Below are 13,642 nucleotides of genomic sequence, written 5' to 3' on the forward strand. Positions count from 1 at the left end.
CCAGCCTACCGGTTTGTCCACGCGGCCTAGCGCCTGATCCGCCAGGGCGGATCGCGCTCAGAGCAGGTCCCGTCCAGGGAGATCCGCCCGGACGGCACGCCGGACGCGGCCCCTTGACGCGGGGCGGGCCGCGGGAGACGGATGCGCCCATGCTCGACAAGGTCCTGACGCCTGGCGCCTTCGAGGCGCGGCTCTACGAGGGCTGGGAGCGCGCGGGCGCCTTCGCGGCCGACCCGGACAGCGCGGCCCGCCCCTTCACCATCATGATCCCGCCGCCGAACGTGACGGGCAGCCTGCACATGGGGCACGCGCTGACCTTCACGCTGCAGGACACGCTGATCCGCTGGCGGCGGATGCAGGGGCGCGACGCGCTGTGGCAGCCCGGCACGGACCATGCCGGCATCGCCACCCAGATGGTGGTGGAGCGGCTTCTCGCCTCCCGCGGCCTCGACCGCCGGCAGATGGGGCGGGAGGCCTTCCTGGAGCAGGTGTGGGCGTGGAAGGCGGAATCCGGCGGCGCCATCACCCGCCAGCTCCGCCGCCTCGGCGCCTCGCTCGACTGGCCGCGCGAGCGCTTCACCATGGATGAGGGCCTCTCGGCGGCGGTCAGGGAGGTGTTCGTCACCCTGCACAGGCAGGGCCTGATCTACCGCGACCGGCGGCTGGTGAACTGGGATCCCAAGCTGCAGACCGCGATCTCCGACCTCGAGGTGGAGAGCCGCGAGGTGAGGGGCAGCCTCTGGCACCTGCGCTACCCGATCGAGGGCGAGCCGGGCCGCTACGTGGTGGTCGCCACCACGCGGCCGGAGACCATGCTCGGCGACACTGCGGTGGCGGTGCACCCGGAGGACGGCAGGCTGCGCCACCTGATCGGCCGGCGCGCGGTGCTGCCGCTGGTCGGCCGCGCCATCCCGATCCTCGCCGACACGCATGCCGACCCGGAGAAGGGCAGCGGCGCGGTGAAGATCACCCCGGCGCACGACTTCAACGATTTCGAGGTCGGCCGCCGCCACGGCCTGCCCATGCCGAGCGTGCTCGACGCCGAGGCGCGGATCTGGCTCGAGGAGATCGCGCCCGAGATGCGCGCGGTGGAGGGCGTGGCCGATCCCGCCTTCCTGCGCGCCCTCGCCGGCCAGGACCGCTTCGCCGCGCGCAAGGCGATTGTGGCGCGGCTGGAGGAACTCGGCCTGGTCGAGAAGGTGGAGCCGCACACCCACCAGGTGCCGCATGGCGACCGCGGCGGCGTGCCGATCGAGCCGCGGCTGACCTGGCAGTGGTACGCCGACGCCGCCACCCTGGCGAAGCCGGCGATCGAGGCGGTGGAGAGCGGCCGCACCGCCTTCGTGCCGAAGCAGTGGGAGAACACCTTCTTCGCCTGGATGCGCGACATCCAGCCCTGGTGCATCTCCCGCCAGCTCTGGTGGGGCCACCAGATCCCGGCCTGGTACGGGCCGGACGGCCATGTCTTCGTCGAGCGGACCGAGGCGGAGGCGCAGGCCGCGGCGCGCGCGCACTACGGCAAGGAGGTGCCGCTGCGCCGCGACGAGGACGTGCTGGACACCTGGTTCAGCAGCGCGCTGTGGCCGTTCTCGACGCTCGGCTGGCCGGAGCGGACGCGGGAGCTCGCCCGCTACTACCCCGGCGACGTGCTGGTGACCGGCTTCGACATCATCTTCTTCTGGGTCGCCCGGATGATGATGATGGGGCTGCACTTCATGGGCGAGGTGCCCTTCCGCACCGTCTACATCCACGGCCTGGTGCGCGACGAGCGCGGGCAGAAGATGTCGAAGTCCAAGGGGAACGTCATGGATCCCCTGGAGCTGATCGAGGCCTACGGCGCCGACGCGCTGCGCTTCACCATCTGCGCCCTCACCGGGCCGGGGCGGGACGTGAAGCTCTCCCGCAAGCGGGTCGAGGATCACCGCGCCTTCGTCACCAAGATCTGGAACGCCGCGCGCTTCCTGGAGATGAACGGGGTCGCGCCCGACCCCGCCTGGGATCCGGCGCGGGCGCGCACACCGCTCGCCCGCTGGATCCTGGACGCGGCGAACCGCGCGGTGACGGAGGCCACGGCGGCGCTCGAGGCCTACCGCTTCGACGAGTACGCCGCCGCCTGCTACCGCTTCGTCTGGAACACCTTCTGCGACTGGTTCATCGAATTCGCCAAGCCGGTGCTGGCCGGGCCGGACGGGCCGGAGAAGGAGGAGGCGAGGGGCGCGGCGCAGCACGTGCTCGGCACCATCCTGCGTCTGCTGCATCCGGCCATCCCCTTCGTCACCGAGGAGCTGTGGGACCGCTTCGGCTACGGGCCGGCGTTCAGCCTGATCCGCGCGTCCTGGCCCGGCGCTGTGCCGGTGGCGGAGGCCGAGGCGGCGCGGGCGGAGCTCGACTGGGTGGTCTCGCTGGTGTCCGAGGTGCGCAGCGTCCGCAACGAGGTGAACGTGCCGCCCTCCGTCACCATGCCGCTGCTGGTGAAGGACGCGGCGCCGGAAAGCCTGGCCCGCGCCGGGCGCTGGATCGAGGCGATCCGCCGCCTCGGCCGCATCAGCGAGGTCCGGCCGCTGGATGGGGAGGTGCCGAAGGGCGTGGCGCAGGCGGTGCTGGGGGAGGCCACGGTGATGCTGCCGCTCGAGGGCGTCATCGACATCCCGGCCGAGCGCGCCCGGCTTGCGAAGGAGCGCGGCAGGGCCGAGGCCGAGGCGCGAAAGATCGCCGCCAAGCTCGACAACGCCGATTTCGTCGCCCGCGCGCCGGAGGAGGTGGTGGAGGAGAACCGCGAGCGCCTCGCCGCCGCGCGGGCGGAGATGGCGCGGCTCGACGCGGCGCTGGCGCGGATCGGGGGGTAGGCCGCTCCCCGCAGCCGTCTCCGCCCGCCCGCAGGGCGGATGCGCGGCTGCGGCTGTCTCCCGCCTTCCGCGATCCGCCCTGGCGCACGGCAAATGCCCTGGCTCATCGAGCGTGCGAGCATCTTCGCCCGTTCAGGCGAGGCCGCCTGAACGGGATCCGCTCTAGCCGAACAGCTCCTCCACCTGGATGGCGATGCCCGGCGGGTATAGCGGAACCGGTCCGGCGGCGAGGATGGCGCTCTCGACCCGCCCGTCCTCCAGGCGGCGGTGGTGGATCACCACCCGCCGCAGCAGGCCGACGATGAGATGAGGCCGGATCGACGAAACCCGGACGTCGTCGGTGAACTTGGTCGCCGGATCCACGCGGCGTTGGAAGGGGAGGTCACCTCGCCCACGATGACCGGCGGGGGCGAGCCGAGGGCCTCGCCGTCGAGCGTCTCGCCGCAATGCACCAGCGCATCGGGTTCGTAGGCGGCGTCATTCCCGATTTCCACGGTCGCCCCGTCCGGCAGGACGTCGCAGGGCAGGCCGGCGGAGACGATGGCCTGGCGCAGCGCCAGCCAGACCCGCGCCTTGGCACGCATGTGAGCCACCCGCTCCGGCGCCATCGCCACCACCTCGCCCCCGGCCAGCTCGAAGCGGCCGCGCGGCGGCTCCTCGGCCCAGCGGTAGTATTCCTCGCGGGTCATTCTTCCGGGCGGTGTCGGGCGCGGCTCTGCCATGGCCCGTTCCGGATGGTGCCGCGGCGCATCCTGCGCCAGCCGCGGCCGGCCCGTCCAGCGCGGGCCCCGCTTGCCGGCCCGCCCTCAGCGCGCGACAAAGCCCCACAGGATCGCCTTGGGAAGACCGCCATGACCGCCTGGGACAAGTCGAAGCTGCCGAGCCGCCACGTCACCGTGGGGCCCGAGCGCGCGCCGCACCGCTCCTACTACTACGCCATGGGGCTGACCAAGGAGGAGATCGCGCAGCCCCTGGTCGGCGTCGCCACCTGCTGGAACGAGGCCGCGCCCTGCAACATCGCCCTCTCCCGCCAGGCCCAGGCGGCCAAGCGCGGGGTGAAGGAGGCGGGCGCGACGCCGCGCGAGTTCACCACCATCACCGTCACCGACGGCATCGCCATGGGCCACCAGTCCATGAAGTCCAGCCTGGCCAGCCGGGAGGTGATCGCCGATTCGATCGAGCTGACCATGCGCGGCCACTGCTACGACGCGATGGTCGGCATGGCGGGCTGCGACAAGTCGCTGCCCGGCGTGATGATGGCGATGCTGCGGCTGAACGTGCCTTCCGTCTTCATGTATGGCGGCTCCATCCTGCCCGGGAAATTCCACGGCCGCGACGTCACCGTGCTCGACGTGTTCGAGGCGGTGGGCCAGCACGCCGCCGGGCGGATCTCGGACGAGGAGCTGGAGGAGCTGGAGCGTCACGCCTGCCCCGGCGCGGGCGCCTGTGGCGGGCAGTTCACCGCCAACACCATGGCCTGCATCAGCGAGGTGATCGGCCTCGCCCTGCCCTTCTCCGCCGGAGCGCCGGCGGAGGATGTGGACCGCGACCGCTGGGCCCATGAATCCGGCAAGGCGGTGGTGGCGCTGCTGCGCCGCAACCTCCGCCCGCGCGACATCGTCACGATGGACGCGCTGCACAACGCCGCCGCCATCGTCGGCGCCACCGGCGGCTCCACCAACGCCGTCCTGCACCTGCCCGCCATCGCGCACGAGGCCGGCCTGCGCTTCACCCTGCAGGACGTGGCGGAGATCATGCGCAAGACGCCGCACATCGCCGACCTGAAGCCCGGCGGCAAGTACGTGGCCGCGGACGTGCACCGCATCGGCGGCGTCCCCGTCATCATCAAGGCGCTGCTCGACGGCGGCTACCTGAAGGGCGACTGCATCACCGTCACCGGCAAGACCCTCGCCGAAAACCACCGCGAGGTGATCGTGCCGAAGGACCAGGACGTGGTGCGCCCGACCTCCGACCCGATCTCGCCGATCGGCGGCGTGGTGGCGCTGCACGGCAACCTCGCCCCCGAGGGCGCGATCGTGAAGATCGCCGGCATGAAGACGCTGCGCTTCGAGGGCACGGCGCTCTGCTTCGACTGCGAGGAGGACGCGTTCCGCGCCGTGGAGGACCGCGCCTACAAGGCGGGCGACGTCATCGTCATCCGCTACGAGGGGCCGAAGGGCGGGCCGGGGATGCGGGAGATGCTCGCCACCACCTCCGCCATCTACGGCCAGGGCATGGGCGAGCAGGTGGCGCTGATCACCGACGGCCGCTTCTCCGGCGCCACGCGCGGCTTCTGCATCGGCCATGTCGGGCCGGAGGCGGCGGTGGGCGGGCCGATCGCGCTGCTCCGCAACGGCGACCGCATCGTCATCGACGCCGAGAAGGGCACGATCGACGTCATGCTCCCCGAGGAGGAGCTGGCGAGGCGCCGCGCGGAATGGCAGCCGCGCCGGACCGACTACAACTCCGGCGCGCTGTGGAAATACGCCCAGCTCGTCGGTCCGGCGCATCTCGGCGCCGTCACCCATCCCGGCGCGGCGGCGGAGACGCACTGCTACGCGGACCAGTGAAGAGGCGGGGCGCCCGGCCGCCGGCGGGGCGCCCCGGTCACGCAGGCTTCACCAAAGCCGCGCGCAACGGTCGCCGGGCGTCACAGTTGGTGCGCAGGATCGGTCCAAAAGAGGAGAAAGACCGAATGCGCACACTGCCAGTCCTGTCCGCGCTGGGGGCCGCGCTGCTGCTGGCCGCCTGCACCTATGTCGAGCGCGAGCGTCCGCCCCCCGCCCCGGCCGCGGTCATCACCCCGGCTCCGACGGTGGTGCAGCCGGTGCCGGCGGCGCCCGCGCCGACCGTGACGGTCCGCCCGAGCTACTGAGCCGAAGGCCGCCTCCCGCCCACCCCGCGCGGGGTGGGCGCGGAGTCAGTCGAGGTCGCACCAGACCGGGGCGTGGTCGCTCGGCTGCTCCTCGGCCCTGGCCTCTATGTCCACGCCGCAGGCCGTGAGCCGCTCGGCGAGTTCCGGGCTGAGCAGGATGTGGTCGATCCGCAGCCCGCGATTCGATTCGAAGGCGGGGCCATAATCCCAGTAGGTGAAGGGCGCGTCCTCCGGATGCAGCGCCCTCAACGCATCCGTCATACCGAGGTGCAGCAGGGCCCGGAACCGGGCGCGCGCCTCCGGCCGCACCAGCGCGTCGCCCGGCGGCAGGGCGCCTGGCGCCAGATCGGCCTCGGTCGGGCAGACGTTGAAATCCCCGAGCACGGCGAAGGGCGCGAAGGCGTCCAGCCGTTCCCGCACCCGCGCGGCCAGCCGGTCCATCCAGCGCAGCTTGTAGGCGAAGCCGTCCTCCCCACCCGAATTGCCGTTCGGCACATAGACCCCGGCGAGGCGCGCCCCCGCCGCCTCCACCTCCAGGTAGCGCGCCTGGGTATCTCCCTCCTCGCCCGGCAGCGCCTCCGCCGCCACGGTGAAGGGGATGCGGCCGAGCACGGCGACGCCGTTGCGCCCCCCCACCTGGCCCACCGCATGGGCGCGGTAGCCGAGATCGGCGAGGTCGAGGGCCGGGAACTCCTCGGTGCGGCACTTGATCTCCTGCAGGAACACGAGATCCGGCGCGAGCCGCTGCAGGAACCGGCGCAGATGCGGCAGGCGCCGGCGGATGGAGTTCACGTTGAAGGTGGCGAGGCGCATGGCGGAACGGTCCGGACGGGGGCGCGTCAGCCGCCCTCCACCGCGGCCAGGATGCGGTCCATCGCCTCGGTGCGGCCGAGCGCGAACAGCACCGCGTCGATCGGCGGGCTGGTGGTGCTGCCGGTCAGCGCCGCGCGCAGCGGCTGGGCGATGGTGCCGAGCTTCAGCCCCTTCACCTCGGCGTAGTCGCGCAGCCAGGCTTCCAGGTCCGCCCGCTCCCAGGGCGCGTCGCTGAGGAACTGGGCGAGGTCGCGGAGGCGCGCCTTCGCCTCCGGCGTCAGCAGCGCCGCCGCCTTGGCCTCCATCGGCGGCGGGCCGTCGAGCACGGCGAAGGCGGCGCTGCCCGCCAGCTCCTCGAGGGTGCGGGCGCGCTCCTTCAGCTCCGGCATCAGCAGCCGCACCCGCTCCGCCCCGGCGGGGCCGAACAGCACGCCGCGCCTCGCCAGCCGCTCCAGTACCTCGTGGACCAGCCGCGCATCCTCGGCGCGGCGCAGCCAGACGCCGTTGAGGTGCGTCAGCTTGGCGTAGTCCATGCGCGAGGGGGCGCGCCCCACGCCGTCGAGGTCGAACAGCGCGATCGCCCGCTCGCGGGAGATCACCTCCTCATCCCCGTGCCCCCAGCCGAGGCGCAGCAGGTAGTTGAACACCGCCTCCGGCAGGTAACCCTGCTCGCGGAACTCCAGCACCGAGACGGCGCCGTGGCGCTTGGACAGCTTGGCGCCGTCGGCGCCGTGGATCAGCGGGATGTGGGCGAAGCGCGGCCGCGTCCAGCCCATCGCGTCGTAGATCTGGCACTGGCGGAAGGTGTTGGTCAGGTGGTCGTCGCCGCGGATGACATGGGTGATGCCCATGTCGTGGTCGTCCACCACCACCGCGTGCAGATAGGTCGGCGTGCCGTCCGAGCGCAGGATGATCATGTCGTCGAGCTCGGCATTGGCGACGCGCACCTCGCCCTGCACCAGGTCCTCGACCGCGGTCTCGCCCTCGCGCGGCGCCTTCAGGCGGATCGCCGGCTTGCGGCCGGGCGGGGCCTCGGAGGGGTCGCGGTCGCGCCAGGCGCCGTCGTAGCGGGGCGGGCGCCCCTCGGCGATCGCCCGCTCGCGCATCGCCTGCAGCTCCTCGGGCGTCTCGAAGGCGAGGTAGGCGCGGCCGGCGGCGAGGAGCTGGTGCGCCACCTCGGCGTGGCGCGCTTCCCGCGCGCTCTGGAACACCGGCGGCTCGTCCGGGCTCAGGCCGAGCCATTCCAGGCTGTCCAGGATCTGCCGCACCGCCTCCGGGGTGGAGCGGGCGCGATCCGTGTCCTCGATCCGCAGCAGGTACTTCCCGCCATGCCGGCGCGCGAAGAGGTAGTTGAACAGGGCGGTGCGCGCCCCGCCGATGTGCAGGAAGCCGGTGGGGGAGGGGGCGAAGCGGGTGCGAACGGTCATGATGGCGGGCCTCGCGGCGTGACAGGGTGGTGTCAAGACGCGGCGTAGGGCCCGGTCAAGGGGCGGGGCGGCGGGACGCATTCGGCGCTTGCGCCGGCGCGCCTGCTACCCGAGGTTGTTGTTCATGGCCAGCGCCGCCACCCAGACGCTCGCATCGCCCCTCAGCCCGGCGGCCAGGCTTGCCGGCCTGTTCGAGGCGGAGCGCCTGCGCCTCGCACCCTGGCTGGCGATTGCCCTCGGCCTCGGCATCGCCGCCTATTTCGCCCTGCCGGAGGAACCCGACCCGGCCTGGCGCTGGGCCGCCCTGCCCCCCCTGCTCCTGGCGCTGGCGCTGGCGCCGCGTGCCCCGCTCGCCGCGTGGTGCGCCGGCCTGCCGGCGGCGGCAGCGTTGGGCGCAGCCGTGGCCTCCTGGCACGCCGCGCGGCAGCCGCCGATGCCGGATCTGCCGCGCGGCGCCGTCATCGTCTCGGGCGTGGTGACGCGGGTGGAGCTGCTGCCGGAGGGGCAGCGCATCACCCTGGACGCGCCGCGGCTGGACGGTGGGGAGCCGCTGGCGCGACACCTGCGGATAAGGCTGCGCGCCACCGATCCGGTCCGGCCACGCCCGGGCGAGCGGCTGCGCGTGCGGGCGCTGATCCGTCCGCCCGCCCCGCCAGCCTATCCGGGCGGCTGGGACTTCCAGCGCGCCGCCTGGTTCGGCGGCCTCGGCGGCAGCGGCTTCGCCCTCGGCATGGCCGAGCTGGAGGCGGAGGAGCGGGGGCGCGCCCCGCCCCTTGCGGCGCTGCGCGCGGATATCGAGGCGCGCGTCGCCGCCGCCCTGCCCGGACCGACGGGCGGCGTGGCCGCGGCGCTGCTGACCGGCGGGCGCAGCGCCATTCCGGCCCCCGACCTCGCGGCGCTGCGGGATGCGGGGCTCGCGCACTTGCTCTCGGTCTCCGGGCTGCACATCGGCATCGTGTTCGGCGTCAGCTTCGCCGTGGTGCGCCTGGCCCTCGCCGCGCTGCCCTGGGCGGCGCTGCGCCTGCCGGTGAAGTCGGTCGCGGCGGTGGCGGCGCTCGCCGCCGGCGGGTTCTACATGCTGCTGAGCGGGGCCCAGGTGCCGATGCAGCGCAGCTTCGCCATGGCGGCCCTGGCGACGCTGGCGCTGCTGACGGGGCGGCGGGCGCTCACCCTGCGCGCCTGGGGCCTCGCCTTCGCCGGGGTGCTGCTGATCGAGCCGGTGGCGCTGCTCGGCCCGAGCTTCCAGATGAGCTTCGCCGCCGTGCTGGCGCTGATCGCCGGCTGGGAGTGGCTGCGCCCGCGCCTCGCCCGGACGGGGGGCGCCTCGCGGCGGGAGGCATGGCGGCGCCGGCTGCTGCTCGGCGCCTTCGGCATCGCCGCCACCTCGCTACTCGCCGGCGCCGCGACCACGCCCTTCGGCCTGCACCATTTCGGCCGCCTGCAATTGTACGGCGTGGCGGCGAACATGCTGGCGGTGCCCATCACCTCCCTGCTCGTGATGCCGGCGGGGATGCTGGCGGTGGCGCTGATGCCGCTCGGGCTGGAGGGGCTGGCCCTGGCGCCGATGGGCTGGGGGGTGGAGGCGATACTCCGGGTCGCGCGCCAGGTCGCCTCCTGGCCCGGCGCCGCCTTCTCGGCCCCGCCCATCCCCGCCTGGGGCCTCGGGGTGACGGCCTTCGGCATGGCCTGGCTCTGCCTGTGGCGGGCGCGGTGGCGGCTGCTCGGCCTGCCGCTGATCGCCGCCGGCCTCGCCAGCGCCGCCGCGGTGCGGCCGCCCGACCTGCTGGTCTCGGCGGATGCGCGGCTGATCGGGCTGCGCAGCGCCGAGGGCCTGCATCTGCAGCGCCTCTCCGGCGCCTCCTCCCTGGTGGCCGAAAGCTGGCTGCGCCTCTATGCCGAGGCGGCGGCGCGGCCCCTGCCGAGAGAGGGGGAGGCGGGAGAGGGCGCCATCGCCTGCACCGCCGGCGCCTGCTGGTTCCGACCGCGCTCCGAGGGTGCGGTCGCGGTGCTGCTGCGCGGCGGCCCGGCACGCGAGGCCTGTGCCGGCGCGGCGCTGGTGGTCTCCGCCGAGCCGGTGCGGGGCCGCTGCGCCGCCCGGGTGGTGGACCGGTTCTCGGTCTGGCGGGAGGGCGCGCATGCGGTCTGGCTGGAGGCGGACGGGGTGCGCGTGCTGAGCGACCGGGCCTGGCGCGGCGACCGGCCCTGGGTGCCGCCCCCGCCACGGCCGCGCGGCGCGCGCGAGCCGCCGGCCGCGACGATACCGGAGGATGGCTGAAGCGGATCGCGGGGGGGCGGAAGCGGGCGGACCGTGGCGCCGCTCCGCAAGCAAGGGGATGAAGCCGTTGCCGGGGGCATGGCCAGGCGGAAACGGCATCGGGGAAGCGAGGATGCAGGACGTTCTTTCGCCACCGGATACGATGATGGCGGTATCGCCCGACCTCCGCATCGAGGTCTCGGGCGAGGCGCCGCCCGTGCCGCCGGCGCTCGAGCCCGCGATCGCCGCGGCCTGGGAGGCAGCGCAGCGGCGCGCCGGCGGGCGGCTGTTCAACGGCCGCGTCTTCTCGGTGGAGAGCGCGGAGCCGCACCTTCTGCGCGGCCACCTCGCGGAATACCGGCTGGTCGTCGCCGGCTTCGCCGATCCCGCCCTCGCGGCAAGGCTCGGCCTGCGCCCGCTCGCGGTCTGCGGCGTGCTGCGCACGCCGGATGGCGTGCTGTTCGGCCGCCGCACGCCGCGCGCGACCTACGAGCCGGGGCTGTGGCAGATGCCCCCGGCCGGCAGCGTGGATGCCTCGGCGGTCCGGGAGGGGCGGGTTGACCCCCTGGCCCAGATCCGCACCGAATTCGAGGAGGAACTCGCCCTTCCCTGGGGCGTGGTGCGCCGGGCGCGGCCCTTCGCCCTGGTCCGCGCCGGCAGCACCGGCGTGCATGACCTCGGCATCGTGCTGGAGACGGAGGCGCGGTTCGCGACCATCCTCGCCCGCCAGCGCCATGCCCGCACCGTGGAGTACACCGCCCTGCGGGTGGTGCCGGAGGCGGCGCTACCCGCCTTCTGCGCCGCCGAGGGGCGGGCGATGGTCCCGGCCGCGCCGCTGTTCCTGGCCGCGCTCGGCCTGCTGCCCGGGGCGGGCGTGCCTCAGTAGCGGCGCAGCAGCCCCACCAGCCTGCCCTGCACCTTCACCCGGTCGGGGCCGAAGATGCGGGTCTCGTAGCGCGGGTTGGCGGCCTCGAGCGCGATCGAGTTGCCGCGCCGGCGCAGGCGCTTCAGCGTGACCTCGGCCTCGTCCACCAGCGCGACCACGATGGCGCCGTTCTCCGCCGTGTCGGCACGGCGGATGATGACGGTGTCGCCGTCGAGGATGCCGGCCTCCACCATCGAATCGCCGGCCACCTCGAGCGCGTAGTGCTCGCCATTGCCGAGCAGGGCGGCCGGCACCTCGACATTGGTGCCCTGGTCGCGCAGCGCCTCGATCGGCAGGCCGGCGGCGATGCGGCCATAGAGCGGGAGCTGCACCGCCGCCGCCTCGTTCGCGGCCTTCTGCACGCCGGACAGATGCGCGGCGAAATTGCCGCGGATGACATTGGGGGCGAAGGCGCCCTCGCGCGGCGCCGTGTCGGGCGCGCCCTGCGGGCGGCGCGGCGTCAGCGTGTCCGGCAGGCGGATCACCTCGAGGGCCCGGGCGCGGTGCGCGCGGCGGCGCAGGAAGCCGCGCTCCTCCAGCGCCGTGATCAGGCGGTGGATGCCCGACTTGGACTTGAGGTTCAGCGCCTCCTTCATCTCCTCGAAGGAGGGGGAGAAGCCGGTCGAGCGCAGATGCTTGTCGATGAAGATCAGCAGCTCGTGCTGCTTGCGCGTGAGCACCTGGAACCCTCCATGGCCTCGCCCCACCCGCCTGGCTGCGGCGGTGCCGGGGCCTTCGGAACAAACGGGAAACCCGATGGCGTGTTCTAGGTTGGTTCCGGCCGGCGCGTCAAATGTTTTTCGCGAGGATCGGCCGCTCAGATGCCGAGATCGCCGAGCGGAATCACCTCCACCGCCGCGCCCTCGGGCAGCGCCGGCGCGTGCGGCGGGCGCAGGATCAGCGCCTCGGCCCGCGCCATGGTCTTGAGCATGGAGCTGTCCTGCACCGGGAAGGGGGTCGCCACCGGCGCGCCATCCGGCGCCGCCTCCAGCCGCGCGCGCAGATGGTCGAAGCGCCGGTCGTTCTCCGGCAGCGGCGCGCCGGCGCGGGCGGCGAGGGTGCGCGGCGCCGCGCCCGGCAGGCCGGAGAGGCGCTCGAGCGCCGGCAGCAGGAACACCACGCCGCAGACCAGCGCCGAGACCGGGTTGCCGGGCAGGCCAAGCACCGGCGTCTGGCCGAGCCGCCCCCAGATCAGCGGCTTGCCGGGACGCATCGCGATCTTCCAGAAATCGAGCGCGAAGCCCTGCGGCCCGAGCGCGCTCTGCACCAGGTCGGTGTCGCCGACGCTCGCTCCGCCGGTGGTCACCAGCAGGTCGCAGGCCCGCGCCGCGGCGGCGGCCTCGGCGATGGCGCGCGAATCGTCGGGCACGATCGGCAGCACCAGCGGCTCGCCCCCGCCGGCGCGCACCAGCGCCGCCAGGGCATGGGCGTTGCTGCTGACGATGCCGCCCGGCGGGATCGGCTCGCCGGGCAGCGCGATCTCGTCGCCGGTGGCGAGGATGCCGATGCGCGGCGCCCGGTGCACGGCGAGCCAGGGGTGGTTCGCGGCGGCGGCAAGGCCGATGTCGCGCGCCGTCAGCCGCCGGCCGGCGGGCAGCACCTCCTCGCCCGCCGCGAAGTCGAGGCCGCGGCGGCGGATCCAGCGCCCCTCGCGCACCGTCTCGCGCACGGTGACCGTTCCCCCCTCCGCCTCCGCGTCCTCCTGCAGCAGGATCGCGTCGGCACCGGCGGGCACGAAGCCGCCGGTGAGGATGCGCACCGCCTCGCCGGGACCGACGCCGCCGGCGAAGGGGTGGCCCGCCGGGGCGGCGCCGATCACCCGCAGCCGCGCGCCCTGCACCGCATCGGCAGCGCGGACCGCGTAGCCATCCATCGCCGAGACGTCGGCGGGAGGCTGGGTGACGCGGGAGAGCACGGGCCGCGCCAGCACCCTGCCCCAGGCGGCAGGCAGCGGCAGCGTCTCGGCCGGGGTGGGCCGCAGGGCTTCCAGGATGCGCCGCCGCGCCTCCTCGACCGCGATCATCCTTCCGCCTCCCAGTCGCCGGACCGGCCGCCGGACTTGCGCGCGAGGCGCACCGCCTCGATGCGCATGCCGCGATCCAGCGCCTTGCACATGTCGTAGACGGTCAGCGCGGCGACGGTGACGGCGGTCAGCGCCTCCATCTCCACGCCGGTGCGGCCGGTGACCTTCACCGTGGCCTCGATCTCCACCGCCTCGGGCGGCGCCGGGACGAGGTCCACCGTCACCTTCGAGAGCATCAGCGGGTGGCAGAGCGGAATCAGCTCGGCGGTGCGCTTGGCGCCCATGATCCCCGCGAGGCGGGCGACGCCGAGAACGTCGCCCTTGCCGACCCCTCCCTCCCGGATGCGGGCGAGGGTCTCGGGCGCCATCACCACGCGCCCGCGGGCCACCGCCACCCGCTCCGTCTCCGCCTTGGCGGAGACGTCCACCATGGCGGCGCGGCCCTGCTCGTCGAAATGCGTGAAGCCGGCCATGGCGGG

General features: G+C 74.2%; 11 protein-coding genes. 5 read left to right on the forward strand and 6 right to left on the reverse strand.

Translation table 11 applies throughout. The annotated features are described in order from the left end of the window. Nucleotides 1-149 precede the first annotated feature (149 nt). Entirely contained in the window at nucleotides 150-2,846 is a 2,697-nt protein-coding gene (locus tag ET526_RS02105) for a valine--tRNA ligase (protein ID WP_135466020.1), read from the forward strand. 275 nt (nucleotides 2,847-3,121) lie between these two features. Here ET526_RS02105 and ET526_RS02110 read toward each other — a convergent pair whose 3' ends face one another. Next, the gene (locus tag ET526_RS02110; protein WP_135466021.1) at nucleotides 3,122-3,568 is read right to left on the reverse strand and encodes a Uma2 family endonuclease; all 447 of its coding nucleotides are present in this window, start codon (nucleotides 3,566-3,568) and stop codon (nucleotides 3,122-3,124) included. Between the two features lie 129 nt (nucleotides 3,569-3,697). Between ET526_RS02110 and ilvD the strand changes: the two genes are divergently transcribed. Then, nucleotides 3,698-5,416 carry a dihydroxy-acid dehydratase gene (ilvD, locus tag ET526_RS02115; RefSeq protein ID WP_135466022.1) on the forward strand — a complete coding sequence of 573 codons (1,719 nt, stop codon included), beginning with the start codon at nucleotides 3,698-3,700 and terminating at the stop codon, nucleotides 5,414-5,416. A gap of 125 nt (nucleotides 5,417-5,541) precedes the next feature. Next, complete coding sequence (locus tag ET526_RS02120; protein ID WP_135466023.1) at nucleotides 5,542-5,721, forward strand: hypothetical protein; 180 nt, start codon at nucleotides 5,542-5,544, stop codon at nucleotides 5,719-5,721. A 45-nt stretch (nucleotides 5,722-5,766) separates the two neighbouring features. Here the strand turns inward: ET526_RS02120 and ET526_RS02125 are convergent, their stop codons facing one another. Beyond that, a complete protein-coding gene (locus tag ET526_RS02125; RefSeq protein ID WP_135466024.1) occupies nucleotides 5,767-6,534 on the reverse strand; it encodes an exodeoxyribonuclease III in 768 nt (255 codons plus the stop codon). Between the two features lie 26 nt (nucleotides 6,535-6,560). Further along, nucleotides 6,561-7,961 carry a glutamate--tRNA ligase gene (gene gltX, locus ET526_RS02130; RefSeq protein WP_135466025.1) on the reverse strand — a complete coding sequence of 467 codons (1,401 nt, stop codon included), beginning with the start codon at nucleotides 7,959-7,961 and terminating at the stop codon, nucleotides 6,561-6,563. A 124-nt stretch (nucleotides 7,962-8,085) separates the two neighbouring features. On the opposite strand from gltX, the gene ET526_RS02135 reads away from it, so the two are divergent. Both ET526_RS02135 and ET526_RS02140 read left to right on the forward strand, forming a co-directional pair. Continuing rightward, entirely contained in the window at nucleotides 8,086-10,236 is a 2,151-nt protein-coding gene (locus tag ET526_RS02135; protein ID WP_135466026.1) for a ComEC/Rec2 family competence protein, read from the forward strand. A gap of 145 nt (nucleotides 10,237-10,381) precedes the next feature. Then, a complete protein-coding gene (locus tag ET526_RS02140) occupies nucleotides 10,382-11,101 on the forward strand; it encodes a hypothetical protein (protein WP_135466027.1) in 720 nt (239 codons plus the stop codon). Here ET526_RS02140 and lexA read toward each other — a convergent pair. The 3 genes from lexA to moaC all read right to left on the reverse strand — a co-directional run bounded on the left by lexA (nucleotide 11,095) and on the right by moaC (nucleotide 13,636). Beyond that, the gene (gene lexA, locus ET526_RS02145; protein ID WP_135466028.1) at nucleotides 11,095-11,820 is read right to left on the reverse strand and encodes a transcriptional repressor LexA; all 726 of its coding nucleotides are present in this window, start codon (nucleotides 11,818-11,820) and stop codon (nucleotides 11,095-11,097) included. The genes ET526_RS02140 and lexA overlap by 7 nt on opposite strands. 137 nt (nucleotides 11,821-11,957) lie before the next feature. After that, the gene (locus ET526_RS02150) at nucleotides 11,958-13,163 is read right to left on the reverse strand and encodes a molybdopterin molybdotransferase MoeA (RefSeq protein ID WP_135466029.1); all 1,206 of its coding nucleotides are present in this window, start codon (nucleotides 13,161-13,163) and stop codon (nucleotides 11,958-11,960) included. Beyond that, nucleotides 13,160-13,636: a cyclic pyranopterin monophosphate synthase MoaC gene (moaC, locus tag ET526_RS02155; RefSeq protein WP_135466030.1), complete on the reverse strand. Its 477-nt coding sequence runs from the start codon at nucleotides 13,634-13,636 to the stop codon at nucleotides 13,160-13,162. Before moaC ends, ET526_RS02150 begins: the two co-directional genes overlap by 4 nt. Between the last annotated feature and the right edge of the window lie 6 nt (nucleotides 13,637-13,642).

The sequence above is a fragment of the Crenalkalicoccus roseus genome (genome assembly GCF_004761865.1).
Classification (GTDB): domain Bacteria; phylum Pseudomonadota; class Alphaproteobacteria; order Acetobacterales; family Acetobacteraceae; genus Crenalkalicoccus; species Crenalkalicoccus roseus.